The 24,834-nt window shown below is 70.5% G+C and carries 20 protein-coding genes; 12 read left to right on the forward strand and 8 right to left on the reverse strand.

Translation table 11 applies throughout. The features are described 5' to 3' along the window. Positions 1–9 precede the first annotated feature (9 nt). Complete coding sequence (locus tag ABZX10_RS09965) at positions 10–918, forward strand: TIGR01777 family oxidoreductase (protein ID WP_355538075.1); 909 nt, start codon at positions 10–12, stop codon at positions 916–918. 10 nt (positions 919–928) lie between these two features. Further along, the gene (lipB, locus tag ABZX10_RS09970) at positions 929–1,633 is read left to right on the forward strand and encodes a lipoyl(octanoyl) transferase LipB (RefSeq protein WP_355538077.1); all 705 of its coding nucleotides are present in this window, start codon (positions 929–931) and stop codon (positions 1,631–1,633) included. Here lipB and ABZX10_RS09975 read toward each other — a convergent pair. After that, the gene (locus ABZX10_RS09975; RefSeq protein ID WP_355538080.1) at positions 1,624–2,007 is read right to left on the reverse strand and encodes a helix-turn-helix domain-containing protein; all 384 of its coding nucleotides are present in this window, start codon (positions 2,005–2,007) and stop codon (positions 1,624–1,626) included. The genes lipB and ABZX10_RS09975 overlap by 10 nt on opposite strands. A gap of 138 nt (positions 2,008–2,145) precedes the next feature. On the opposite strand from ABZX10_RS09975, the gene ABZX10_RS09980 reads away from it, so the two are divergent. The 3 genes from ABZX10_RS09980 to ABZX10_RS09990 are packed head-to-tail and all read left to right on the forward strand — an operon-like array spanning position 2,146 to position 7,096. Beyond that, a complete protein-coding gene (locus ABZX10_RS09980; protein ID WP_355538083.1) occupies positions 2,146–5,196 on the forward strand; it encodes an MMPL family transporter in 3,051 nt (1,016 codons plus the stop codon). A 58-nt stretch (positions 5,197–5,254) separates the two neighbouring features. After that, positions 5,255–6,283: a lipoyl synthase gene (gene lipA, locus ABZX10_RS09985; RefSeq protein WP_168547292.1), complete on the forward strand. Its 1,029-nt coding sequence runs from the start codon at positions 5,255–5,257 to the stop codon at positions 6,281–6,283. 51 nt (positions 6,284–6,334) lie between these two features. Next, entirely contained in the window at positions 6,335–7,096 is a 762-nt protein-coding gene (locus ABZX10_RS09990) for a DUF4191 domain-containing protein (RefSeq protein WP_355538088.1), read from the forward strand. A gap of 52 nt (positions 7,097–7,148) precedes the next feature. On the opposite strand, the gene ABZX10_RS09995 is transcribed toward ABZX10_RS09990, so the two are convergent. After that, entirely contained in the window at positions 7,149–7,631 is a 483-nt protein-coding gene (locus ABZX10_RS09995; RefSeq protein WP_355538091.1) for an RDD family protein, read from the reverse strand. Positions 7,632–7,819: 188 nt separating this feature from the next. Here ABZX10_RS09995 and glnA (ABZX10_RS10000) point away from each other — a divergent pair, with 188 nt between their 5' ends. Both glnA (ABZX10_RS10000) and ABZX10_RS10005 read left to right on the forward strand, forming a co-directional pair. Beyond that, entirely contained in the window at positions 7,820–9,253 is a 1,434-nt protein-coding gene (gene glnA / locus ABZX10_RS10000) for a type I glutamate--ammonia ligase (RefSeq protein WP_355538094.1), read from the forward strand. Between the two features lie 120 nt (positions 9,254–9,373). Continuing rightward, the gene (locus tag ABZX10_RS10005) at positions 9,374–9,559 is read left to right on the forward strand and encodes a hypothetical protein (protein ID WP_355538097.1); all 186 of its coding nucleotides are present in this window, start codon (positions 9,374–9,376) and stop codon (positions 9,557–9,559) included. A gap of 9 nt (positions 9,560–9,568) precedes the next feature. On the opposite strand, the gene ABZX10_RS10010 is transcribed toward ABZX10_RS10005, so the two are convergent. Then, a complete protein-coding gene (locus ABZX10_RS10010; RefSeq protein WP_355538100.1) occupies positions 9,569–11,038 on the reverse strand; it encodes a serine/threonine-protein kinase in 1,470 nt (489 codons plus the stop codon). A 233-nt stretch (positions 11,039–11,271) separates the two neighbouring features. On the opposite strand from ABZX10_RS10010, the gene ABZX10_RS10015 reads away from it, so the two are divergent. Further along, positions 11,272–11,823 (forward strand): FKBP-type peptidyl-prolyl cis-trans isomerase, encoded by a 552-nt coding sequence (locus ABZX10_RS10015; RefSeq protein ID WP_355538103.1) that lies wholly within the window; start codon positions 11,272–11,274, stop codon positions 11,821–11,823. Between the two features lie 46 nt (positions 11,824–11,869). On the opposite strand, the gene ABZX10_RS10020 is transcribed toward ABZX10_RS10015, so the two are convergent. The 5 genes from ABZX10_RS10020 to ABZX10_RS10040 all read right to left on the reverse strand — a co-directional run bounded on the left by ABZX10_RS10020 (position 11,870) and on the right by ABZX10_RS10040 (position 19,614). Next, positions 11,870–12,808, reverse strand: a complete 939-nt coding sequence (locus tag ABZX10_RS10020) for an endonuclease/exonuclease/phosphatase family protein (protein WP_355538106.1) — start codon at positions 12,806–12,808, stop codon at positions 11,870–11,872. Positions 12,809–12,832: 24 nt separating this feature from the next. Further along, positions 12,833–15,862, reverse strand: coding sequence for a bifunctional [glutamine synthetase] adenylyltransferase/[glutamine synthetase]-adenylyl-L-tyrosine phosphorylase (locus tag ABZX10_RS10025; protein ID WP_355538109.1), 3,030 nt, complete (start codon positions 15,860–15,862; stop codon positions 12,833–12,835). 9 nt (positions 15,863–15,871) lie between these two features. Continuing rightward, the gene (gene glnA, locus ABZX10_RS10030) at positions 15,872–17,212 is read right to left on the reverse strand and encodes a type I glutamate--ammonia ligase (RefSeq protein WP_355538112.1); all 1,341 of its coding nucleotides are present in this window, start codon (positions 17,210–17,212) and stop codon (positions 15,872–15,874) included. 76 nt (positions 17,213–17,288) lie between these two features. Beyond that, the gene (locus ABZX10_RS10035) at positions 17,289–17,933 is read right to left on the reverse strand and encodes an SDR family oxidoreductase (protein ID WP_355538115.1); all 645 of its coding nucleotides are present in this window, start codon (positions 17,931–17,933) and stop codon (positions 17,289–17,291) included. 73 nt (positions 17,934–18,006) lie between these two features. Continuing rightward, on the reverse strand, positions 18,007–19,614 hold the full coding sequence (locus tag ABZX10_RS10040) for an alpha/beta hydrolase (RefSeq protein WP_355538118.1): 1,608 nt from the start codon (positions 19,612–19,614) through the stop codon (positions 18,007–18,009). Positions 19,615–19,668: 54 nt separating this feature from the next. Here ABZX10_RS10040 and ABZX10_RS10045 point away from each other — a divergent pair, with 54 nt between their 5' ends. The 4 genes from ABZX10_RS10045 (at position 19,669) to ABZX10_RS10060 (ending at position 24,832) form a co-directional block, all read left to right on the forward strand. Next, the gene (locus ABZX10_RS10045) at positions 19,669–21,402 is read left to right on the forward strand and encodes an NAD+ synthase (RefSeq protein WP_355538121.1); all 1,734 of its coding nucleotides are present in this window, start codon (positions 19,669–19,671) and stop codon (positions 21,400–21,402) included. 62 nt (positions 21,403–21,464) lie between these two features. Beyond that, positions 21,465–22,322, forward strand: a complete 858-nt coding sequence (gene panB, locus ABZX10_RS10050) for a 3-methyl-2-oxobutanoate hydroxymethyltransferase (protein WP_355538124.1) — start codon at positions 21,465–21,467, stop codon at positions 22,320–22,322. Then, entirely contained in the window at positions 22,322–23,314 is a 993-nt protein-coding gene (gene pip / locus ABZX10_RS10055; RefSeq protein ID WP_355538127.1) for a prolyl aminopeptidase, read from the forward strand. The genes panB and pip overlap by 1 nt, the downstream gene beginning before the upstream one ends. Before the next feature lie 3 nt (positions 23,315–23,317). Then, positions 23,318–24,832: a CYTH and CHAD domain-containing protein gene (locus ABZX10_RS10060; protein ID WP_355538130.1), complete on the forward strand. Its 1,515-nt coding sequence runs from the start codon at positions 23,318–23,320 to the stop codon at positions 24,830–24,832. Positions 24,833–24,834 lie beyond the last annotated feature (2 nt).

Here is a 24,834-nt window from a genome sequence, read left to right on the forward strand (position 1 = left end):
CCCGATCTCATGGAACGACGGGTCGCCCTCGCCGGATCGTCGGGGCTCATCGGCACCGCGGTGTCGCGAGCGCTGACGCGGCGGGGCGACACCGTCGTTCCGCTCGTTCGGGACGATGCCGCGCGCGGGCTCCGGTGGGACCCGGCGCGCGGCGAGGTCCCCGACCTGGCCGGCTTCGACGCGGTGATCGTGCTGAACGGCTCCCCCATCGCGGGCCGCCGCTGGACGGGCGCGGTGAAACAGGACCTGCGCGACTCCCGCACCGAGGGGTCCGCCGCGCTCGCCGACGCGGCCGCGCGCGCAGGCGTTCCGGTGTTCCTGGGCGCGAGCGCGATCGGCGTCTACGGCGACGCGGGCGAGACGGAATGCCTCGACGGACCGGACGGCACCCCGCCGGGTTCGGGTTTCCTCGCGAGCCTCTGCGTCGAGTGGGAGGCCGCCGCGGCCCCCGCCCGTGCCGCCGGGGTCACGGTGGCGCACCTGCGCTTCGGTCACGTCCTCTCCGCGGCCGGCGGTCTCCTGCCCGTGCTGCGTCGCGTCTACCGGCTCGGTTTGGGCGGCCGGCTCGGCAGCGGCCACCAGTGGATGTCCTGGATCGCTCGCGACGACGCCGCTCGCGCCGTGCTGCACGTGCTCGACGGCGCCCTCGCCGGCACGATCGCGGGTCCCGTCAACATCGCCTCCCCCGCACCCGTACGGCAGCAGGCGTTCAACGAGGCCCTCGGCCGCGAGCTGCACCGCCCCGCGCGGTGGGTCGTGCCGCGGTTCGCCCTGCGCGCGGCGGTCGGCGAGTTCGCCGACGAGGGCCTACTCGGCTCCCAGCGAGTCGTGCCGCGCGTGCTGCACGAGAGCGGATTCCGCTTCGCGCACACCGCACTTCCCGGCGCTCTCGCCGTGGCGCTGACCGACGAGGCGTAGCGTCAGGGGCATGCCCGCACGCTCCGCCCGCGCCGAATCCACGCCGATCGTCGTCGAGGACCTCGGCACCATCGGCTACCAGGAGGCCTTCGACCTCCAGCACGATCTCGCGAACCAGCGCGCCGACGGCGTGATCGACGACCGGCTGCTGCTCCTCGAGCACCCGCCCACGTTCACCGCGGGCAAACGCACCGAGCCCCAGGACCTGCCGACGGACGGCAGCACTGTCATCGACGTGGACCGCGGCGGCAAGATCACCTGGCACGGCCCCGGCCAGCTCGTGGGCTACCCGATCATCAAGCTCGGCTCGGCGATGGACGTCGTCGACTACGTGCGGCGCATCGAGCAGGCCCTCATCGAGGTCTGCCGGGGCCTCGGGCTCTCCGTGGGGCGCGTCGAGGGCCGCTCGGGCGTCTGGTTCCCCGCCGACGGTGCGCGTCCCGAGCGCAAGGTGGCGGCGATCGGCATCCGCGTCGCGCGCGGCGTGACCCTGCACGGCTTCGCCCTCAACTGCGACAACACGCTCGGCGGCTTCGACGCGATCATCCCGTGCGGCATCCCCGACGCGGGTGTCACGACACTGAGCGCGGAACTGGGCCGCGATGTCACCGTCGGCGAGGTCCGCGACGCCGTGGTCGAGGCGGTGCAGCGCGCGCTCGACGGCGACCTCCCGGTCACCGACGAGACCCTGCACGCGACCGCCGATCACGCCTGATCGGCCGGGTCCTCCGCCACGCCGTCCCGGACGGCCTTCGCCCAGGCCTTGGCCCACAGCTCCAGGGGCCCGAGGGCGATCAACAGGGCCTTGCCCTGGTAGCTGAGGCGGTAGGCACCGTCGGACGTCTGCGTCACGATGTGCGCGGCCGTGAGCTCCGAGAGGCGCTGCGAGAGCGTGCTTGACGAAATGCCCTCGATCTCGGTGCGCAGGTCGGAGAACCGCGACCTCCCGAACCGCAGCTCCCACACGATCCGCAGGGCCCATCGCCGGCCGAACAGGTCCAGCGCGGCCATCATCGGCCGCCCGGTGTCCGAACCGCGGACCGGCCGCCCGGGTAGCGGTCGGTCGACATCCCCGTCGTTGTGACTCATGTCACTCCCCCTGCCGCTCTGCGTCGGAATCCACACCGACAGGCCCTAGGCGCGCCTCGTCGATAGAGATACGGTTCACACCTATCAGTCCAGTTCGATTTTTGGACCACGGCCGGAGCTCCTCCGGCGGACCGGAAGGTGACCGTGATCGACGCCCATAGTAATTCCGCAGCGAAGCAGCCCTTCTTCGCACGGCTCGGCCGGCTCTGCGTGCGGTACGCCGCGTGGATCCTGCTGTTCTGGGTCGCCCTCGCGGGCGTCCTCAACGTCGCCGTGCCGCAGCTCGAGGTCACGGTCCACAAGCACTCCGCACCGTTCATCCCGGGCGACCTGCCCGGCGTCGACGGCCTGCGCGCCATGGCCGAGGAGTTCGGCACCCCGTCGTCGACGGCGCAGGGCAACGTCATCGTCGCCGCCGAGGGGAAGATCGGCCCCGAGCAGGAGCAGTACTACCGCGCGCTCACCACGGCCCTCGAGGCAGACAAGGAGCACGTCGCGTACGTCATCGACACGTTCGGCAAGCCGGCCGCGCGCGAGGTGGGCCTGAGCCCCGACGGCAAGGCCATCAACCTGCTCGTCGCCGAGGTGGGCGACATCGGTTCCACCCAGGCGCAGTCGAGCACCGAGGCGATCCGGGAGACGATCCGCTCGATCCCGGCGCCGGCGGGCACGACCGTGGAGTTCACGGGCACCGCACCCACCCTGTCGGACCTGTTCACCGCGATCGACGCGTCGCTGCTGGTGATCACCGCGGTCTCGGTGGTGCTCATCATGGCGCTGCTGCTCATCACCTACCGGTCGATCGGCGCGGCGATTGTGCCGCTGCTGACCATCGGGCTCTCGCTCGCCGTCGCGCGGCCCATCGTCTCGCTGCTCGGCGAGCACGAGGTGATCCCCGTGTCCAACTTCTCCATCGCGATCATGACGGCGATGGTGCTGGGAGCGGCCACCGACTACGCGATCTTCGCCGTCGCCGGGTACCACGAGGCGCGGCGCGCCGGAGCCCCCTCCGACGAGGCCGCGGTCGCCGCGTCCACCCGCGTCGGACGCATCATCGTCGCGTCCGCCCTCACGATCGCCGTGGCGAGCGGCGCCATGATCTTCTGCAAGGTGGGCATCTTCGTGACCGCGGGCCTGCCCACGACGATCTCGATCATCACCACCTGCCTGATCGCCCTCACCCTGCCGCCCGCCCTGCTGCGCTTCCTCGGCGCCCGGGGCTGGGTGGAGCCGCGACCGGGCACGGAGAAGCGCTGGCGCCGGACCGGTGCGCGGGTGATGCGCCGCGCGGTGCCGCTGTCCGCGGCGGCCCTGGTCGTCCTGCTCGCCGCCGCCGCGGTACTCCCGAGCATGGTGATCGGCTTCGATGAGAACCGGATGCAGCTGCGGGCCACGGATTCCCGCAGCGGCTACGAGACGGTGCAGGAGCACTGGGGCGTCAACGAAGCGGTGCCCGAGTTCCTCCTGATCCGCGCGGATCACGACATGCGCAACACCCACGACCTCGCGGCGCTCGAAGCGGTCGCGATCGGCGTGAGCAACCTGCCGCAGGTCGCGTACGTCCGGTCCATCACCAGGCCCGACGGTAAGCCGATCCCCGAGTCCGCGGTCGGCTATCAGACGCAGAAGGTGGCGAACGGCCTGGGCGACGCGAACCGTCAGCTGACGGAGGCTTCGCCGCAGCTCAAAGCCCTCGCGGCCGGCGTCGATCAGCTCAATTCCTGCGCGAGCGAGGCGTCGCGCCGGGTCCCGGAGCTCGTCGCGGGCACCGAGCGGGTGACCGGCCTCGCGTCGGGTGTGCTGGACGCGCTGACCTCCGCCCAGCAGGCGCTCGCGACCGCGAGCGGAGGCACCGTCGACGTCAACGCCGCGACGGCGCTGCTGCGCACCGCCGTATCCACCCTGACCACCGCCGCCGACGCGGTCCGCACCGCGCAGCGGCAGAACGCCGGGATCGGCGACGTGTTCGGCCCGCTGGTCGGCCCGGCCTCGCCGGCGTGCGCCGCCGACGCGAACTGCGTCGCGGCGCGCCAGGCCTTCGCGCAGCTGGACCGAGCCACGTCCGGTCGGGCGTCGACCGCGGTGCGCGCGGCCACCGTCGTCCTGCCCTCCGGTACGACGGATCGCGCGGCGACCGCGCTCGCCCAAGCCGACGACGCCCTCGCCCGCCTGCAGGGGCTCCTCACGGGGCTCGGCGGGCTCAGCCCGGAGCAGGTCCAGGGACAGCTCGCGGAGCTCAATGCCGGTGTCACGCAGCTGTCCACCGGCCTCTCCCAGCTCAGCGCGGGCCTCGGCCGTGTCAAGACCGGCACCGACCAGGTGGTGGAGATGACGGGCCGCCTGCAGGTCGGTCTCGGGACCGCCGCCGACTACCTCGCGGGGCTGAGCGCCGGCACCACGTCCGGCCCGGGCCGGGGCTTCTACCTCCCCACGCAGGGCTTGCAGTCGGACCGGTTCGTCGACGGCTCCCGCGTACTCCTCTCACCCGACGGCCGCACGGCACGCATGCTCGTGGTCTGGAAGATCAACCCGTATTCGGACGAGGCCCTGGGCACCGCGGCGTCGATCCCCGCCGCGGCGCGGGCCGCTGCGAAGGGCACGGTCCTCGAGTCGTCCACGATGGACGGCTTCGGCCTGGCCTCGATCTCGGCGCAGATGCGCGAGCAGGTGCTGCGCGACTTCCTGTTGTTCGGCACGGTCGCGGTGATCGGCGTCTTCCTGGTGCTGCTGGTGCTGCTCCGAGCGGTGATCGCGGCGGCGTTCATGGTCGCCACGGTGGTGCTCTCCTTCGCCGCCGCGGCGGGGGCTTCCGTCCTGCTGTGGCAGCACGGCCTGGGTATCCCCGTCGACTGGTCGGTGCCGCCGATCTCGTTCATGGCGCTGGTGGCCGTGGGCGCGGACTACAGCATGCTGTTCGCCGACCGGATCCGGGAGGAAGCCGCGGGCGATTCGACGGTGCGCGGCGTGCTCCGCGCGTTCGGCACCACCGGCAGCGTGATCACCACGGCCGGCCTGGTCTTCGCGATCACCATGTTCGCCCTGATGAGCGGCAGCGTGATCAACCTGCTGCAGATCGGGTCGACCATCGGCATCGGGCTCCTGCTCGACATCGTGGTGGTGCGCACCGTCTTCGTGCCCGCCGCGATCACGGCCCTCGGCGACCGGGTCTGGTGGCCGTCGAAGCCCTGACGACCTGTGTCGCGCGGCGTGACCCGCGCCACCGTCGGGCTCCGGGACCGGGCGTAGCATGGGGCGGGTGAGTACCCCGGAGAACCCCCGCAAGCTACTCCGCCTCGAGGTCCGCAACGCGCAGACCCCGATCGAGCGCAAGCCGAACTGGATCCGCACGCGCGCGAAGATGGGCCCTGAATTCACCGAGCTCAAGGGCCTCGTCAAGCGTGAGGGCCTCCACACGGTGTGCGAGGAGGCGGGCTGCCCCAACATCTACGAATGCTGGGAGGACCGCGAGGCCACCTTCCTCATCGGTGGCGAGCAGTGCACCCGCCGCTGCGACTTCTGCCAGATCGACACGGGCAAACCCGCCGAGCTGGACCGGGACGAGCCGCGCCGCGTGGCGGAGTCCGTCCAGGCGATGGGCCTGCGCTACTCGACCATCACCGGCGTCGCGCGCGACGACCTGCCCGATGAGGGCGTCTGGCTCTACGCCGAGACGGTGCGCCAGATCCACGCGCTGAACCCGAACACGGGCGTCGAGAACCTGATCCCCGATTTCCACGCCAAGCCGGAGCTGCTGGCCGAGGTGTTCGAGTCGCGCCCCGAGGTGCTGGCCCACAACCTGGAGACGGTGCCGCGCATCTTCAAGCGCATCCGGCCCGCGTTCCGCTACGAGCGCTCGCTCGACGTGATCCGGCAGGCCCGCGACTTCGGGCTGGTGACCAAGTCGAACCTGATCCTCGGCATGGGCGAGACCCCCGAGGAGGTGACGGCCGCGATGCGCGACCTGCACGACGCGGGCTGCGACATCATCACGATCACCCAGTACCTGCGCCCCTCGCCGCGGCATCACCCCGTGGAGCGGTGGGTCAAGCCGGAGGAGTTCGTCGAGCACACCGCCGCCGCCGAGGAGATGGGCTTCGCCGGCGTCATGGCCGGGCCGCTGGTCCGCTCGTCGTACCGCGCGGGCAAGCTCTACGCCAAGGCGATGGCGCACCACGGCCGTCCGATCCCGGAGAACATGGCGCACCTGACCGCCGAGGGCGACGCGGCGCAGGAGGCCACCTCCGTGCTCAGCCGGATGGCCGCGGCGGCCAAGTAGCCGGATACTCGGCCGCAGGGCCCCGAACGACCGCACATTAAGCTGGGAGACATGGCACAGGACAAGGCAGCCGCCGACAAGCTCAAGGCGCAGAAGGCCGAGGCGAAGCGCGCCCGCAGGGAGAAGTCCCGGGCGAGCCGCAAGCAGATGTGGCAGGCGTTCCAGATGCAGCGCAAGGAGGACAAGGCGCTGCTGCCGATCATGATCGGCGTGTTCGTCGGCGCGATCGCGCTCTCGCTGATCGTCGGCCTGTTCGTCGGCTCGTGGTGGATGTTCCTCATCCTGGGTGTCCTGCTGGGCGCGCTGGGGGCGTTCATCGTGTTCACCCGTCGCCTCGAGCGCAATGTCTACAGCAAGAACGAGGGCCAGGTCGGCGCCGCGGGCTGGGCGTTGGAGAACATGCGCGGCTCGTGGCGCGTCACGCAGGCCGTGGCGCGCACCACCCACGCCGACGCGGTGCACCGCGTCATCGGCAAGCCGGGCGTGATCCTGGTGGCCGAGGGCAACGAGGGCCGGGTGAAGGGCCTGCTCGCGCAGGAGAAGAAGAAGACGGCGCGCGTCGTCGGCCAGACCCCGATCTACGAGTTCGTGGTCGGCACCGAGGAGAACCAGGTCCCCCTCCGCAAGCTGCAGCGCTCGCTGAACAAGCTGCCGTCGAACATCAGCGGCAAGAAGATCGACGAGTTGGAGGGCCGCCTCGCGGCGCTGTCCAACCGCGGCGGCGGGGCGCAGATGCCCCGCGGCCCGTTGCCGCAGGGCGCCAAGATGCGCAGTGTGCAGCGCACCGTCCGGCGCAAGACCGGCTCGAACTGATCACGCCTCCGGGGCCCGCAGCTGCGGGCCCCGAGTGCTGTCCGGACCAGCGCTACCGGGACCGGACGACGACGGTGCCGGTGGCCCGGTCCTGCATTCCACGCCCGTCCACGTCCTGGATGAGGGGCGGCACGATGAACACGATCAGCAGGTTCCGGGCGAGCGCCCGGACGATGCCGACCCGCATCTGCGGGTTCTCGATGCGCGCTACCCGCAGGCCGGCGAAGTACTGACCGGGCGTGAAGCCGAACAGCGTCACCGACAGCACGCCGACGACGAACCAGATGCCGAGCGCGAGCGTGTCGTAGGACGTGGGCTCCCCCGCGAACACCTTGCTCGGGCCGACCACCGCGACCGCGATCAGCGCGGACGGCACCCAGTCGAGGAACAGCCCGAGCACACGGCGACCGGCGCCCGCGACCGAGCCGGCACCGTCGCGCGGCAGACCCAGCTGCTGGCCCCGGTAGTCACTGTGGGCGCCCTCCGGGAGTGCCGCGGAGGCACCGGAGAGCCATGATCCCGTTTCTCGACGCATGCGTCCCAGGGTACGTGGGTGGCGCGTTACCCCGCGTGTCGGACAGGTCCCGATGTGTAACACCGTTGAAACATTGCGTTAGTTCCCGGGCAACACCTCGTCCATACCGTTCATTCTCGTAACCTCGGTGGTGGTGGTCACGGTACGACCGCGTCGCCACCGCCGGACGACGAAGGAGCAAGTAACAGGTGTTCACTACCAAAGAGGAACTTCTCGACTACCTGAAGAAGGAAGACGTCGAGTACGTCGACATCCGCTTCTGCGACCTGCCCGGCACGATGCAGCACTTCAGCATCCCCGCCGCGGCCTTCGACGAGAGCGTGTTCGAGGACGGCCTGGCGTTCGACGGGTCGTCGATCCGCGGCTTCCAGTCGATCGACGAGTCCGACATGATGCTGCTGCCGGACGTCACCACCGCGCGCATCGACCCCTTCCGCGCCGCGAAGACCATGAACATCTCGTTCTTCGTGCACGACCCGTTCACCCGTGAGGCCTACAGCCGCGACCCGCGCAACATCGCCCGCAAGGCGGAGGAGTACCTGCTCAGCACGGGGATCGCCGACACCTGCTTCTTCGGTGCCGAGGCCGAGTTCTACATCTTCGACTCGGTCTCCTACGACTCGTCGATCAACGGCTCCTTCTACGAGGTCGATTCGATCTCGGGCTCGTGGAACACCGGCCGCCCCATCGAGGAGGACGGCTCGCCCAACCGTGGCTACAAGGTCAAGACGAAGGGCGGCTACTTCCCCGTCGCGCCGTACGACCACTACGTGGATCTGCGCGACAAGATCTCGACCAATCTGCAGAATGCGGGCTTCACGCTCGAGCGCGGCCACCACGAGGTGGGCACCGGCGGCCAGGCCGAGATCAACTACAAGTTCGACACGCTGCTGCACGCCGCCGACGATGTCCAGCTGTTCAAGTACATCGTGAAGAACACCGCGTGGCAGGAGGGCAAGACCGTCACGTTCATGCCGAAGCCCCTGTTCGGTGACAACGGCTCGGGCATGCACGCGCACCAGTCGCTGTGGAAGGACGGCAAGCCGCTGTTCTACGACGAGGCCGGCTACGGCGGCCTGTCGGACCTGGCGCGCTGGTACATCGGTGGCATCCTGCACCACGCCCCGTCGCTGCTCGCCTTCACCAACCCGACGATCAACTCGTACAAGCGCCTGGTGCCGGGCTACGAGGCCCCGATCAACCTCGTGTACAGCCAGCGCAACCGCTCGGCCTGTGTCCGTATCCCGATCACGGGCAACAACCCCAAGGCCAAGCGCATCGAGTTCCGTTGCCCCGACAGCTCGGGCAACCCCTACCTGGCCTTCGCCGCCATGATGATGGCCGGCCTGGACGGCATCAAGAACAAGATCGAGCCGCACGCCCCCGTCGACAAGGACCTCTACGAGCTGCCGCCCGAGGAGGCCAAGGGCATCCCCCAGGCCCCCACGCAGCTCGCGGACGTCATCAACCGTCTCGAGGAGGACCACGAGTACCTCACCGCCGGCGGCGTGTTCACCGAGGACCTCATCGAGGAGTGGATCGCCTACAAGCGCGAGAAGGAGATCGCCCCGGTGAACCTCCGCCCGCACCCGTACGAGTTCGAGCTCTACTACGACGTGTAAGGCGTAGTCCCGCAAGCAGTCCGGCCCCGCATCGTCGTTCGACGGTGCGGGGCCGCTCGCGTTCGGCGGTCCGGGCCTGCGGGCGAGCGTATCGTCGATGGGAAGCGAAGGAGGACCGCGATGTTCGAGGTGAAACTCAAGGGCAACGACGTGGTGGACCGTTCCGGCGCGGGAGCTGGCGGCCCAGCACGGATGCGGGTCAGCACCACCCTGCCCGACGGCGAGGTGCTCGTCATCCCGACCGCGGACCTGAGCCTGCAGCACGACGCCACGTCGCTGAGTCGGCGGTCCGTCGAACCGGAGTAGCGGGGCGCGCTACTGCTGGCTCCACACGTAGTCACCCGAGCCTGAGGGCACACACACTGCCCGAGCCTCTCCGAATGAGCCGGCGATCGAGCCCTTCTTGCCGGGCTCGGTGCACCTCACACCACGCGACACCGTTGGTGTCGGCGTCGTCACGACTTCTTTCCAGATGCCATCGAGGCCGCTGCAGACCAACATCCCGTCAGGGGATGTATCGTCACCAGCCGCACGGCTACAGGGCATACCGTCGACGATCGTCGGCGTGACCGTGGTCGTCCGGACGCGGCTCGTGGTCGGGGCGGTGGTCGTGACCACCGCCGCCGCCGTGGTCGTCGTGGTGGTCGGCGTGATGCTGACCGTCGCTGTGACAGTGGGCAGCGGCACCGTCGTCGAGCTCGGGACGGGCGCCGCGACCGGCGCCTCTCCCCCGTCCCTCGTCAACACGTAGGCACCCAGCGATGCCGACGCCACAGCGAACAACGCCACCACGGCTGCCAGGACCGGGACCTTTCGCGACTTCGCCGCACCCGCACCCGCCGTCGCCGTCGCCCGCAGCTGGGGCACCGCATGTGGGTCCGCCACGACGCGCTGCGGCAGCGTTGCAGCCGTCACCGTCCGCGTGAACGCCGGGTCCACCGCGGCACCGAGGCCGGCCTGCAGGGCCGCGACGAATTCCGCGCACGACGGGAACCGGTCGTCCGGGTTGCGCGAGAGCACCGTCGCGAACACCTCGTCCAGTTCGGCCGGCAGCTGCGGCGCGACCACGGTCACCGACGGCGGCGACTGCGTCAGATGCGCGTTCATCAGCGCCGTGATCGACTTCCCCGTGTACGGCGGCCGCCCGGTGAGCAAGTGGAACGCGGTGCAGCCGAGGGAGTAGACGTCGGCGCGGTTGTCGAGTTCCTCACCCTCGATCGCCTCCGGCGAGATGTACTGCATCGTCCCGACGGTGATGCCCGTCGATGTCAGCGACGTCGCCTCCCCCGCCGCCTTCGCAATCCCGAAGTCCGCGAGCTTCACCGACTCGATCTGCGGCGCACCGTCGACCTGATCGATCCCGACCAGGATGTTCGCAGGCTTGACGTCCCGATGCGTGATCTGCTGCTTGCGCCAGGCATAGTCCAGCGCTGCGCCGGCGCCCGACACGAGCTGCGCTGCCAGGTCCGGGTCCAGCGGGCCCTCGACCTTCAGCAGTTCGGCCGCGTCGGTGCCGTCGACGTACTCCATGGTGATCCACAACCGGTCCTCGAACTCACCCCTGTCGTACAACGTGACGATGTTCGGGTGCGAGAGCTGCGCCAGCAGGTCCGCCTCCCGCTGGAACCGCGCCTTGAAGTCGTCGTTGCGCGAGACGCCGGCGTCGAGGAGTTTCAACGCGTCCTGACGAGGCAGCCGCGGATGCTCGACCAGGAACACCTGCCCCATCCCGCCGGCGCCCAGCTGGCGGACGATCCGGTACCCGGCGATCTCGGTGATGTTCACCGACCGATTCTGGCAGGCGGACGATCAGCCATCGCCGATGGGTTCGCAGGTCAGCAAGTACTTCGCGGAGTGAACGATGACCGATCACGCCTCCCTGGTCGACGTGCGAACCACCTACAGCACGTCACAGATCCGCACGATGCCAGACGAGCGAGTTCGCGAGTCGGATTCGCAGCTCGCATGATCGCCCGACTACGCGAGGCTCTCAGGAGCGACGCCGGTAAGTTCAAGGGATGCGCCCCTCCCGTCTGCTCCTCGCCGCGACCGCCGTCACCCTCGTCACCGGGACCCTGACGGCGTGCTCGTCGAACGCCGCGGCGACCTGCCCGACCGGGGCGCCGAACACCGCGAACTCCCCCGACTGGACGTATCAGGGCCAGACCGGCTCGATCGTGGTGACCGGTCCCACCGATACCGCATCGCCGCAGGTCACCGTGGAGAAGCCCTTCGCGGTCGCGGAAACCCACGTGCAGTCGTTCAATCCGCCCGGCGACGGTGCCGTCGTCGGCGCCGGCGCGACCGTGTCGGTCTGCTACCTGGGCGTGAACGGCCGCACCGGTGAACGCTTCGACAGCGCCTACGACCGCGGCAAGCCGGCGTCTTTCTCGGTGGCACCGGGCGAGGTCATCGACGGATTCCGCAAGGCCATCGTGGGCCAGAAGGTCGGCACCTCCGTCGGTGTGGCCATCGCACCGGCCGACGGCTACCCGACCGGCCAGCCCTCCGCCGGGATCCTGCCGGGCGACACCTTGATCTTCGTCATCAAGATCCTGTCCGCGAAGTAGGACCGGGACGGATCCGCGGGCCCTCGCCGGGAGCCGCGGGTCCCACTCAGCCGACCCGGGCGAGCAGCGCCAGATGATCGGCGCCGGACACCTCGTGTCCCGTGACCTCCGCGGCGCCGAGCCCGCGGACGAGCACGTGGTCGATCCCCACCAGCGGCGGATAGGCCTTGTCCGTGGGATAGGTCGGCAGCCATCCCGCGCCGGCCAGCTGCCCCGCGTCGCGGTAGCCGTCGGCGAGCAGGCGGCGGAACTGCACGTGGTCGTACGTCGCGTTGTAATCGCCCAGCGCGATCACCGGGCGCGGCTCGGGGACACCGTGCAGGAGCGCCTCGATCTTCTTCAGCTCATCGGCCCAGTCCGAGGGCTCCAGCGGCGGCACCGGGTGCACCGCGAACAGCTGGACGTCTCCCCGGCCGGGCACGGCCGCGACCGCCGTGAGCGTGGCGAGCGCGAAGCCGGGCACCGTCGCCGTGCTGGAGAGCGGATAGCGGCTGTAGAGGCCTGTGCCGTAGGCGAGCCGGTCGGGGCGCACGAAGGAGTGCGGTAGGTCGGCCGCGATGGTGGTCCCGGCGATCCGCTGCGCCGCCTCGGGGGTGAGCTCCTCGACGGCCAGGAAGTCGACGCTGTTCTCGCGCACCAGCTTCGCCAGTTCGCCGACGTCCCCGCCGCCCAGCTGGATGTTGGACGTCAGCGCCGTCAGGGTCTTCCCGGTCGGCGCCGCCTCGCCACGCCAGAGCGACGCCTGCACCGCGATAGCGGCCACGGCCACGACGATCGCGAGCGCCAGCCGGATGTACGCCCGCGCGTACAGCAGGCACACCACCGCCAGCGCCACGGTGGCAGCCAGGAGCACGGGCGCCATCGCCGCGGCGGCCACGGTGACCTTCTGCGTTCCCGGCCAGTAGTGCAGCCCGACGGCCCCGAGCGCGGCGATCGCCGCCGCGGTGCCGACGATGCCCGCCACCGCCCGGATGAAGATCCTCATGCCGACATTCTGCCGGGCGAACCGCTATTCGCCCCAGAACACCCGGTCGACGACGGCCCGCGCGCGCCGCGTGGTGCGCAGGTAGTCCTCGAGGAAGTCCAGCGCGGGCCCCCGCCAGCCGGCCACGAAGGCGACGTTGGCGAGGACGGCGCCAGGTCCGGGCAATTGGTCGACGGGCTTGCCGCGCACCAGGAACAGAGCGTTGCGAGAGCGGGTCGCGGTGAGCCACGCGGTGCGCAGGAGCTCCACGTCGCCCTCCGGCTCCAGCTCCGCCGCCCCGATGGCGTCCAGGGACTCCAGGGTGGATGTGTTCTGCAGCGCGGGCACGTCGCTCGCGTGCCGCAACTGCTCGAGCTGCACGGTCCACTCCACGTCGGAGAGCCCGCCGCGCCCGAGTTTGGTGTGCGTGGCCGGGTCGGCACCGCGGGGCAGCCGCTCGGAGTCGACGCGGGCCTTGATGCGACGCAACTCGTTCACCGTCGCCGCCGAGACGCCACCGTCCGGATACCGGATCTCGTCGACCATGTGCAGGAACTCGCGCGAGAGGTCCTCGTCGCCCGCGACGTGCGTGGCGCGCAGCAGTGCCTGCACCTCCCAGGGCTGCGCCCATTGGTGGTAGTACGCGCGATACGCGGCGAGGGTGCGCACGACCGGCCCGTTGCGCCCCTCGGGGCGCAGCCCGGTATCGACCTCCAGGCCCGGGTCCACCGACGGTGCGCCGAGCCGTTTGCGCACCGCGTCGGCGACCAGGTTCGCCCAGCGCACGGCGTCGGACTCGTCGTAGCCCTCGTTGGGGACGCAGACGAACAGCACGTCGGCGTCCGAGCCGTAACCGATCTCGTGTCCGCCGAGCCTCCCCATCCCGATCACCGCGATCCGAGCGGGCGCGCCGGGCTTGTAATCGCTTCTGCTGGACTCGCGTTCGACGACCGAGGTCGCGACCTCCGACACCAGTGCCGCGTCGAGCGCGGCGCCCCACACGGAGGACAGCGCGGCGCAGACCTCGGGGACCGTCATCATCCCGAGGATGTCGGCGGACGCGACGCGCGCGATCTCGCTGCGGCGCATGGCCCGCGCCACCGCGATGGCCCGGTCCCGGTGGTGTGCACGGCTGACCGCCGCGAGCATGCCGTTGTAGACCTCCCGGGGCGAGGTCTCCGTGAGCTTGGGGCCGGTGGCACCGTCGGCGTACAGGCGGATCACCTCGGGCGAGCGCGCCAACAGCTCCGCGACGAAGGTCGAGGAACCCAGCACCGTCATCAGCCGCTGCGCGACGACCGATTCGTCGCGCAGCACCCGCAGGTACCACTCCGTCTCGCGCAGATCCTCGGACAGCTTGCGGTAGTTCAGCAGGCCGGCATCGGGGTTCGGTGTCTCGCTGAGCCATTCGAGCAGCGTGGGCAGCAGGATGGTCTGGATGCGGCCGCGGCGCGACGAGTCGGCCATCGCCTTGAGGTGCGCCAGGGCGTGCTGCGGCTGATGGAAGCCGAGGGCACCGAGCCGCGCGACGATCGCGTCGTCGGACAGGCTCACGGCATCGGCGTCGAGGTTCGCGATCGCGTCGAGCAGCGGCCGGTAGAAGAGCTTGGTGTGCAGCCGCCGCACGCGCGCCGACTGCCGCTTCAGCTCGGCGCGCAGCACGCCCGCGGCGTCACGGTCCCCGTCTGGTCGGATGTGCGCGGCGCGAGCCAGCCACCGCCACGCCTCCTCGTGATCCGGCGGCGGCAGCAGATGCGTGCGCTCCATGCGGCGCAGTTGCAGCCGGTGCTCCAGGCGGCGCAGGAATTCGTACGAGGCGGTGAAGTTGGCCCCGTCCTCGCGGCCCACGTAGCCGCCCGTCGTGAGCGCCTCCAGGGCGTCGACGGTGCTCCGCTCCCGCAGGGTCTCGTCGGTGCGGCCGTGCACCAGTTGGAGGAGCTGGACGGCGAACTCGACGTCGCGCAGGCCGCCGCGGCCCAGCTTGAGTTCGCGCTCGCGCAGGGCGGGAGCGATGTTCTCCTCGACGCGGCGCCGCATCTCCTGGACGTCCTGCACGAAGTCCTCACGCTCCGCCGCCTCCCACACCATGGGACTGAGCGCCGCGAGATAGTCGTAGCCGAGCTGCATGTCGCCGGTCTGCGGACGGGCCTTGAGCAGCGCCTGGAACTCCCAGGTCTTCGCCCAGCGCTTGTAGTACGCCACATGGGAATCCAGTGTCCGGGTGAGGCTGCCGGCCTTGCCCTCGGGGCGCAGGGCCGCGTCCACATCGAAGAAGGCGGCGGAGCCGATCCGCATCATCTCGCCCGCCAGCCGCGCCGAGGGGCCGTCGGCCGGCTCGGCGACGAAGATCACGTCCACGTCGGAGACGTAGTTCAGTTCCCGCGCACCGCATTTGCCCATCGCGACCACGGCGAGCCGACCCTCCGGGTCGGCATCGGGGAACGCCGTCGCAACGGCGACCGACAGGGCCGCCGTCAGCGCCGCGTCCGCGAGGTCGGCCAGGTGCGCACCCACGATTGAGAAGGGCAGCGTGGGCTCGTTCTCCACCAGCTCGGCGAGGTCGCGCGCGGCGAGCACCATCGCGAGGTCGCGGTAGCCGTCCCGCAGTCGCGCGATCGCCGCGCCGCCGGTCACGGCCGCGCGGTAGAGCAGGTCGTCGTCGCGCCGCCCCGGCACCTTCACGGCGTCGACGGTCGCGAGCATCGCCGTGATCAGGTCGTCCCGCGACTTCAGCGGCGCCGTGTCCAGCAGCAGCCGCCAGGAGTCCGGGTGGCTGATGAGGTGGTCCCCCAACGCGTCCGAGGCACCGAGCAACCCGAACAGGCGACCGCGGAAGGTGGTGTCGGAACGGATCAGGCCGTCGATCTCGGCCCAGTCGTCGCCGATCGCCTCCCGCAGCCGCACCAGGGCGCGCAGCGTCCAGTCCGGATCGGCGGCGCGCGAAAGCGCCCACAGCACATCGGAACAGGCCGTGTCGGCCCAGTTCAGGAGTTCGAGGTTCGACTCCGCCGCAGCGTCGAGCAGGCCGAGCCTGCCCGCACTCGGACGGCGGACCTCGCGACTGGTCGGCGGCACCGTCGGCCCCTAGAGGGAGAGGAAGCGGTCGAGCTCGAACGGAGTGACCACGGAGCGGTAGTCGTTCCACTCCGCCCACTTGTTCCGCAGGAAGTACTCGAAGACGTGCTCCCCCAGCGTCTCCGCCACGAGCTCGCTCTTCTCCATGAGGACCAGCGCGTCGTCGAGGCCCGAGGGGAGGTCGCGGAAGCCCATCGAGCGGCGCTCGCGGGCCGTCATCTGCCGCACGTCGTCCTCGGCGGCCTCGGGCAGGTCGTAACCGCCCTTGATGCCGGCGAGGCCCGCCGCGCACAGCACCGCGAACGCGAGATACGGGTTGCACGCCGAATCGGGCGAGCGGACCTCGATGCGCCGACTGCTGGACTTGTTCGGCGTGTACAGCGGCACGCGCACCATCGCGGAGCGGTTCGCGGCGCCCCAGGTGGCGGCGGTCGGCGCCTCGTCCCCGGTCACCAGGCGCTTGTAGGAGTTCACCCACTGGTTCGTCACGGCGGAGATCTCGGGCGCGTGGTGCAGGATGCCGGCGATGAAGGCCTTGCCCGTCGCCGAGAGCTGCAGTTCGTCGTCCGGGTCGTGGAAGGCGTTGGAGTCGCCCTCGAACAGGCTCATGTGCGTGTGCATGCCCGAGCCCGGGTGCACGCTGAAGGGCTTGGGCATGAACGAGGCCTTGACGCCCTCGGCCATCGCCACCTCCTTGACGAGGTAGCGGAAGGTCATCACGTTGTCGGCCATGGACAGCGCGTCGGCGTACCTGAGGTCGATCTCCTGCTGGCCGGGCCCGGCCTCGTGGTGGCTGAACTCCACCGAGATGCCCATGGCCTCCAACGCCTCGATCGCCTTGCGCCGGAAGTTCGGCGCCGCCTCGTGGACCGCCTGGTCGAAGTAGCCGCCGTTGTCGGCGGGGACGGGCATACCGCCCTCGCCCCGCTCCTTCTGCAGCAGGTAGAACTCGATCTCCGGATGCACGTAGCAGGAGAAGCCGAGGTCGGCGGCGCGATTGAGCTGGCGCCGCAGCACGTGCCGACTGTCGCCCCAGGACGGCGTACCGTCGGGCATCGCGATGTCACAGAACATGCGGACGGAGTGCATCTCCCCGTCACCGCTCGTCCACGGCAGCACCTGGAAGGTCGACGGGTCGGGCTTCGCGACCGTGTCCGCCTCGGAGACGCGGGAGAAGCCCTCGATCGAGCTGCCGTCGAAGCCGATGCCCTCGGTGAACGCTCCCTCCAGCTCCGCCGGGGCGATCGCGACGGACTTGAGGTATCCGAGAACGTCGGTGAACCACAGCCGCACGAAGCGGATGTCCCGTTCCTCGATGGTGCGAAGCACGAACTCCTGCTGCCGATCCATGCTGACGACCCTAAGCGAGTAGGTGTTAACTGCGTGTTACATCCCGCGAAGCTCATCGACGGCCGGGCGGCGCGAGCTACATGAAGTAGGGCTTGGGACCATCGGTGCCAGGCCGGTCGACGCCGATGTTGCCCTTCGAGTGCAGCGCGGGGTCGTTGATGATGGCGGTGATCAGGGCTGCCACGCTGGGCCGCGACACGACGGTGCCCCGGAACGCCTCACCCTTCTCGGTGACCTCGTAGGAGATCGCGGCCTCGTCGTCCAGCCAGCCCGGACGCAGGATCGTGTAGTCGAGCCCCGACGCCTCGATCGCGTCAGCGGCGCGGCGGAAGGGCTTGAGGGGTTCGCCGATGATCGCGCGGTTCCACTCGCCGAACGCCCCGGGGACCTCGTCGTAGATCCCGAGTGAGGCGACGAAGATCAGCCGGCGCACGCCCTCGGCCTGCAGCGCCGCGACGACCCGCTCGCCCTGCACGTCGATGTCGTCGCCCGTGAGATTCGCGTAGACCACGTCGGCACCGCGGACGGCGGCCCGAAGTGACGCCTCATCGGTGGCATCGCCCACCACGACCTCCGCGTTCGCCGGCACGTCCGTCAGCTTCGCCGCGTTGCGGACGAACAGGCGCTGATGCACGCCATCGCTGTCGGCGAGCGCGCTCACGACGTGACGCGCGATGCGCCCGTTGGCTCCGAGGGTCAGGACGATCTTCTGGTTGCTCATGCCTGGAACCAACCGTCCACTCACAAAATATATTCCTGCTGGATGTCGAGAAGCTCGTATCTGCGGCCCAGACCTACGCGGTGCAGCGCAGATCGGCGGGCGGGGTCGTGAGGTCCCGGAAGTAGGCGCCGATGGCACCGTCGACGCACGCGTTGCCCTCCAGCGAGACGGTGTGCTGGCTGCCCTCGAAGCTGATCAGCGAGGCGCCGAGCTGCTTGGCCAGGCTCACGCCGTTCGCATAGGGCGTCGCCGGGTCGTGCGTCGTCGAGACGACCACCATCTTGGGTGCGCCGACCGCGTGCACCTCGTGCGGCTTGAGCGTGGGCGCCGCCGCCCAGAAGGCGCAGGTGCCCTTCGCCGCGCGACCGGTGCCGCGGCCGTCGTCGAGGAACGGAGCGGCCTTGCGGATCCCGGAGTCGAGGCGCGACAGATCCGCGGGATCGGTGACCGCCGGACCGTCGACGCAGTTGATGGCGGTGTTCGCGTCCATCATCGGCGAGTAGTGGCCCAGCTCGTCGCGGTTGAGGTACAGGTCCGCGATGCGCTGCAGGAGCGAGCCGTCGCCCTTCTGCAGGCCGGTCAGGCCGCGGCGCAGCGGCTCCCACAGCTGCGTGGCGTACATCGCCTGGATGGTGGCGGTGGTCGCGTCGTTGTAGCTCAGCTGCCGGCCGCCCTGGCCGCGGACCGTCTTGTCGATGAGCGGGCGGGTCAGTTGCTGGAAGCGCTCCGTGGCCTTCGACGGGTCGGTGCCCACCGGGCAGGTCGGGTACTTCGCGCAGTCCTTGGCCCAGTCGTCGAACACGGTCTGGAATCCGGCCATCTGCTGCACGTTGGAGGTGATCTGGTCCTGCGCCGGGTCGACGGCACCGTCGAGCACCATGGCCCGGACCTTCTCGGGGAAGGTCTCGGCGTAGATCGCGCCGATGAACGTGCCGTAGCTGTAGCCGAGGTAGCTGAGCTTCTCGTCGCCGAGCACGGCGCGCAGCACGTCCAGGTCGCGCACGGTGTCCGCGGTGCCGACGTGCTCGAGGAACTTCTTGCCCATCTTCTCCGCGCAGAGGTTCGCCTGCGACTTGTTGAACTCCTCCTGCTTGGTGATGCCCGCGGGAGAGTTGTCGAAGCCGATGGTAGAGAGCCGGTTCTCGTCGCGCTGCTTGTCGCTGAAGCACTTCACCGCAGGCGAGGACGCGCCGACGCCGCGCGGGTCCCAACCCACCAGGTCGAAGGTCTGCGCGATGGGCAGCTTGCCCGCCTCCAGCGACTTACCGGCCACCTGCTGCACGCCGGAACCGCCGGGGCCGCCCGGGTTCATCAGCAGCGAGCCCTGCTTCTGCCCGGTGGCCTTGACCCGCGCGACCGCGAGACCGGTCTCCCCCGACCCCGGATCGTTGTAGTCGATCGGCACGGTGAGGTGCGCGCACTCGAGCTTGGTCTTGTCGTATTCGTCGATGTCGTCGGTCCGTGCCATCTCGGCGCACGACCCCCACGACAGCTTCTGCCCGTAGTACTTCTGCAGGCCCGACGGAGCGCCCGCGACGGTGCTCGTGGGCCCGGCGGAACCGCCGCTCACCGTCGACCTGTCCGACGGTGCGGGGCTGCCCCCGATCTGCACCGAGCATCCCGCAAGGGCGACGACGGACACGACCGCGAGCGCGGCGAACGGGAGCTTCCTGGCCTTCACCCTGACGATCCTGCCACGCGGCGGGCGCGGTTCCCGGGACGCTAGGGTTGAGCCATGACGCCCCTTCGTGTCGCGGCGTGCCAGATCAACCCCGTCGTGGGTGATCTGGACGCCAATGTCACCCGCATCACCGCCGCCGCCCGGGACGCAGCCCAGAGCGGCGCGCAGGTCGCCGTCTTCGGCGAGATGGCCCTCACGGGCTACCCCGTCGAGGACCTGCTGCTGCGCCGGTCCTTCGCCGTCGACTCCCGGCAGGCCGTGCAGCGCCTCGCCCGCGCACTGGACGAGGCGGGCTGCGGCGACCTCATCGTGGTCGTCGGCTTCCTCGACCGCGACCCGGACGCCCCCGAGACCAGCACGAACCCCACCGGCGGCGCCCGCAACGCCGCGGGCGTACTGCACGGCGGCGAGCTCGTGGCGCGCTACGACAAGCATTTCCTGCCCAACTACGGGGTCTTCGACGAGAAGCGCTGGTTCACGCCCGGCGACCGGCTCGTGGTCCTGGACGTCGACGGTGTCCGGCTGGGCCTGGCTATCTGCGAGGACGTCTGGTGGCCCGACGGTCCCGTGGCCGGGCTGGGCCGGCTCGGCGTCGACGCGGTGCTCTGCCTCAACGCCAGCCCGTTCGAGGTGGGCAAGCCCGCGCAGCGGCGCGAGATCCTCGCCGCCCGGGTCGCCGAAGCCGGCGCGCCGATCATCTACGTCAACCTGGTCGGCGGGCAGGACGAGCTCGTCTTCGACGGTGACTCGTTCATCGCCCACCCCGGCTCCGACTGGGCGCCGGGACCGCAGTTCGTCGAGGCCACCACCGTCACCGAGGTCCCCGCGCTGAGCCGCGACGCCGCTGCGGCCGTCGACGGCTGGGCGGTGGAGACCGTGTCCCTCCCCGCGCGGCCCTCCGTGGTGGTGCAGGCCGGACCTGCCCCCTCCGCCGACCTCGATGAGCTCGCGCAGATCTGGGCGGCGCTGGTCACCGGTACGCGCGACTACGTGCACAAGGTGGGCGGGCGCACCGTCGGCCTGGGGATGTCCGGCGGGATCGACTCCGCCCTGGTCGCGGTGATCGCCGCCGACGCGGTGGGCGCCGACAACGTCTACGGCGTGGGCATGCCCTCGAAGTACAGCTCCGACCATTCCAAGGACGACGCCGCCGATCAGGCGCAGCGGATGGGCATCCACTTCCGGTTCGAGCCGATCGAGCACATGGTGGAGTCCTTCGTCGGCCAGTTGCATCTGACCGGCCTCGCCGAGGAGAACATCCAGGCCCGCTGTCGCGGAATGACCCTGATGTCGCTGTCCAACCTCGACGGCCACCTCGTACTCGCCACGGGCAACAAGAGCGAGCTGGCCGTGGGCTACTCGACGATCTACGGCGACGCCGTCGGCGCCTACGCCCCGATCCGCGACGTCGAGAAGTCGCTCGTGTGGGAGCTGGCGCGGTGGCGCAACGGGGTCGCGGTCGAACGCGGCGAGACGCCGCCCATCCCCGAGAACTCCATCACCAAGGAGCCGTCGGCCGAGCTGCGGCCCGACCAGAAGGACAGCGACTCGCTGCCCGACTACGACGTTCTCGACGACATCCTGCGCCGCTACGTCGAGCAGGACCAGGGCGTCGCGGAGATCGCCGAAGCGGGATACGAGCCCGAGCTCATCCGCAAGGTGGCCCGGCTCGTGGACCGCGCCGAGTACAAGCGGCGCCAGTACCCGCTGGGCCCCAAGATCACGCCGAAGGCCTTCGGCCGCGATCGACGGATGCCCGTGACGAACCGCTGGCACGACCCGGCCTGAGCGCCGGACCTGGGACTGCCCGGACCGGAGACACCGGCTGGGACTGTGAAAGGGAGAGATCCATGAGCGAGAACCCGTTGTACGGAGGAGGATCCGGCGCCGAGCCCGATCCCGCCGGGCCGCCCCGCAAGAAGGTGCGCATCCACCACCTGGCCGAGCTCAAGGAGCGCGGCGAGAAGTGGGCCATGCTCACCAGCTACGACCACATGACCGCCTCGATCTTCGACGAGGCCGGCGTCACCGCCCTGCTCATCGGCGACAGCGCAGCGAACACCGTGTACGGGTTCGACTCCACGCTGCCGATGGAGCTGGACGTCATGGCCGCGATGACGGCCGCGGTGCGCCGCGGTACGAAGTACGCACTCGTGGTGGCGGACATGCCCTTCGCGAGCTACGAGGAGTCGCCGGAGCAGGCCTACCGCAGCGCCGCGAAGCTGATGAAGGCCGGCGCCGAGGCCGTGAAGCTCGAGGGCGGCGTGCACATGGCGCCCACCATCGAGTTCCTGCAGCGCCGCGGCATCCCGGTGATGGCGCACATCGGGTTCACGCCGCAGTCCGTGAACTCGCTGGGCGGCAACCGGGTCCAGGGACGGGGCGACGAGGCGGCCGACAAGATCCGGCTCGACGCGAAGGCCGTGGATGCCGCCGGTGCCTTCTCCGTGGTGCTGGAGATGGTGCCCTCGGACGTGGCGGCGCAGGTCACCAAGGAGATCGCGATCCCCACCATCGGGATCGGCGCGGGCAATCGGTGCGACGGCCAGGTGCTGGTGTGGCAGGACTTCTCCGGCCTCAACCGCGGCCGCACCGCGCGATTCGTCAAGAAGTTCGCGAACATCGGCGACGAGTTGCTGCGCGGCGCCCAGGAGTACGTGGCGGAGGTCGCCTCGGGCGAGTTCCCCGGACCGGAGCACGGATTCTGATGCGAGAGTTCTACCCCGACATCGACACCTACAGCACGGAGTTGCTGGACGTGGGAGACGGCCAGCTCGTGTACGTGGAGCAGAGCGGTAACCCCGCGGGCAAGCCCGTGGTGTTCATCCACGGCGGGCCGGGCGGCGGCACCTCCCCCGAGTGCCGGCGCTTCTTCGACCCGGCGGTGTACCGCATCGTCGTCTTCGATCAGCGCGGATGCGGGCAGTCCAAGCCGCACATCGCGGATCCGTCCGTCGGAGAGGGCGATTCGCTCGCCGACCGGCTCGCGGTGAACACCACGCCGCACCTCATTGCGGACATCGAGAGGATCCGCGAACACCTGGGCATCGACCGGTGGCAGGTGTTCGGCGGCTCCTGGGGCTCCACGCTGGGCCTGGCGTACGCGCAAGCCCACCCGGAGCGGGTCACGGAGCTCGTGCTCCGCGGGATCTTCCTGCTGCGGCGCAGCGAGCTGGACTGGTACTACAACGACGGTGCCTCCCACGTCTTCCCGGACAACTGGGAGGACTACCTGGCCCCGCTCGACGAGGCGGACCGGACACCGTCGGCCGACAAGATCGCGGCCTACCACCGGCTCCTGCACAGCGGCGACGAGGCGGTGGCGCTGCGCGCGGCGAAGGCCTGGTCGATGTGGGAGCGCAGCACGAGCCACCTGATCAACACCCCGGAGAGTTCGGCGGACGCCGACGACCCGCGGTTCGCGATCCCCTTCGCCCAGATCGAGAACCACTACTTCGTGCACGGTGGGTTCCTCGACGAGGGGCAGTTGCTGCGCGACGTCGATCGCCTCGCCGGGATCCCCGGCGTGATCGTGCAGGGCCGCTACGACGTGGTGTGCCCGGCGCGCAGCGCATGGGACCTGCACCGCGCCTGGCCCACCGCCGATCTGGTGATCGTGCCGGACGCCGGCCATTCGGCCTTCGAGCCGGGCATCCGCTCGGCGCTCATCGAGGCCACCGACCGATTCGCGAAGGGCTGACCGATGCCGGAGCAGCGTGAGATCGAGACCAAGTACGAGGTCGCTGCCGACACCGTCGCGCCCGCGCTGACGGCGGTGACCGGTGTCGACCACGTCACGACCGACGAGGTCTTCCACCTGGTGGCGGTGTACTACGACACCGACGCCCTGGACCTGGCCGCGAATCGGATCACGCTGCGCCGCCGCACGGGCGGCAAGGACGACGGGTGGCACCTCAAGCTGCCCGACGGTGCCGACCGTCGCGAGGTGACCGTGCCCCTCGGCGACTCGCCCGCCGGCGCGCCTGCGGGCGACGTCCCGGCGGGCACCTCCGAGGACGTTCCGGAGGATCTGGTCAAGCGCGTCCGCGCCCTGGTGCGCGGGCGCGCTCTCGCCCCCATCGCCATCGTCGAGAACGAGCGGCACACGACCTACTGCCACGCGGTCGACGGGGAGCTCCTCGGCGAGTTCGTCGACGACCATGTGCACTCGGTCTCCCTGCTCCCCGACGGCCCCGAACAGACGTGGCGCGAGTGGGAGTTCGAGGTGCCGGACACCGCGCTGGGGCGCAAGACGGCGCTCGCCGTCGACAAGGCGCTGCGCGCCGCGGGCGGCGAGCGTCCCGACGCCGCGTCGAAGCTGGCGCGCGCCATTGACGCCGACGTTGCCCGGCGCCCCGTCGACCTGCCGAAGAAGATCGCGCACGCCACGGCCGGGCAGCTGCTGACCGCCGCGCTGGCGGCCTACCGGGACAAGCTGTTGTGGGAGGACCCGAGAGTCCGTGCGCGTGGCGAGGATTCGGTGCACCAGATGCGCATCGCCACGCGACAGCTGCGCAGCGTGCTCACCGAGTTCTCCGGGTTCTTCGACGGGCCCGCGCGTGCCGCGCTGAGTTCGGAGCTCAAGCTGCTGGCGTCGATCCTCGGCGCCGTGCGCGACGCCGAGGTGCTGGCGCAGCGATTCGAAGCCCTCGACGCCGGCGGCGAGTTCGGGGGCGCCGGAGCGGCGCTGGCCCAGCGGCAGCACGCGGCGGAGGCCCGCGGCTGGAGCCGGGTCGACCTGGCGCTGGACTCCGACCGCTACTTCGTGCTGCTGGACGCGATCGACGCGTTCATCGCCGACCCGCCGCTGCGGGCGCGGGCCGAGCAGCCCGCGGTGAAAAGCCTGGCGCCGCTGCTGGACAAGCGGATCCGGTCCTTCGCGCGGCAGTCCGTCGTCCTGTTGGCCGACCCGGCGTGCACCGACCACGACGTGCACGCGATCCGCAAGCACGCCAAGCGGCTGCGCTACGCGTCGGCCGTCGTCGACCCGGTGGTGCGCGGCGACCTGCGGTCCGGGGTCAAGGGCCTGGCGAAGGTGCAGAACCGGCTGGGCGAGTTCCAGGACGCCACGATCGCCCGCGACGCGATCGCCGGCCTGGCGGCGGAAACGACCGACCCGGCGATCGCGTTCCGGCTCGGCCGGGTCGACGCCGTCGAGGAGTGGCGCGCCGCGCAGGCCCGCGACAGCCTGCCCGCGCTGCTCCGCAGGCTCCGTTAGGG

Origin of the sequence: Tsukamurella sp. NPDC003166, assembly GCF_040611135.1 — a bacterium.
In the GTDB taxonomy this organism is placed as follows: Bacteria; Actinomycetota; Actinomycetes; order Mycobacteriales; family Mycobacteriaceae; genus Tsukamurella.

Coding starts and splice junctions, on each gene's coding strand:
- ABZX10_RS09965 (WP_355538075.1), top strand. CDS start 10: ATGGAACGACGGGTCGCCCTCGCCGGATCGTCGGGGCTCATCGGCACC.
- lipB (WP_355538077.1), top strand. CDS start 929: ATGCCCGCACGCTCCGCCCGCGCCGAATCCACGCCGATCGTCGTCGAG.
- ABZX10_RS09975 (WP_355538080.1), bottom strand. CDS start 2,007: ATGAGTCACAACGACGGGGATGTCGACCGACCGCTACCCGGGCGGCCG.
- lipA (WP_168547292.1), top strand. CDS start 5,255: ATGGGGCGGGTGAGTACCCCGGAGAACCCCCGCAAGCTACTCCGCCTC.
- ABZX10_RS09990 (WP_355538088.1), top strand. CDS start 6,335: ATGGCACAGGACAAGGCAGCCGCCGACAAGCTCAAGGCGCAGAAGGCC.
- ABZX10_RS09995 (WP_355538091.1), bottom strand. CDS start 7,631: ATGCGTCGAGAAACGGGATCATGGCTCTCCGGTGCCTCCGCGGCACTC.
- ABZX10_RS10005 (WP_355538097.1), top strand. CDS start 9,374: ATGTTCGAGGTGAAACTCAAGGGCAACGACGTGGTGGACCGTTCCGGC.
- ABZX10_RS10015 (WP_355538103.1), top strand. CDS start 11,272: ATGCGCCCCTCCCGTCTGCTCCTCGCCGCGACCGCCGTCACCCTCGTC.
- ABZX10_RS10020 (WP_355538106.1), bottom strand. CDS start 12,808: ATGAGGATCTTCATCCGGGCGGTGGCGGGCATCGTCGGCACCGCGGCG.
- glnA (WP_355538112.1), bottom strand. CDS start 17,212: ATGGATCGGCAGCAGGAGTTCGTGCTTCGCACCATCGAGGAACGGGAC.
- ABZX10_RS10035 (WP_355538115.1), bottom strand. CDS start 17,933: ATGAGCAACCAGAAGATCGTCCTGACCCTCGGAGCCAACGGGCGCATC.
- ABZX10_RS10045 (WP_355538121.1), top strand. CDS start 19,669: ATGACGCCCCTTCGTGTCGCGGCGTGCCAGATCAACCCCGTCGTGGGT.
- panB (WP_355538124.1), top strand. CDS start 21,465: ATGAGCGAGAACCCGTTGTACGGAGGAGGATCCGGCGCCGAGCCCGAT.
- pip (WP_355538127.1), top strand. CDS start 22,322: ATGCGAGAGTTCTACCCCGACATCGACACCTACAGCACGGAGTTGCTG.
- ABZX10_RS10060 (WP_355538130.1), top strand. CDS start 23,318: ATGCCGGAGCAGCGTGAGATCGAGACCAAGTACGAGGTCGCTGCCGAC.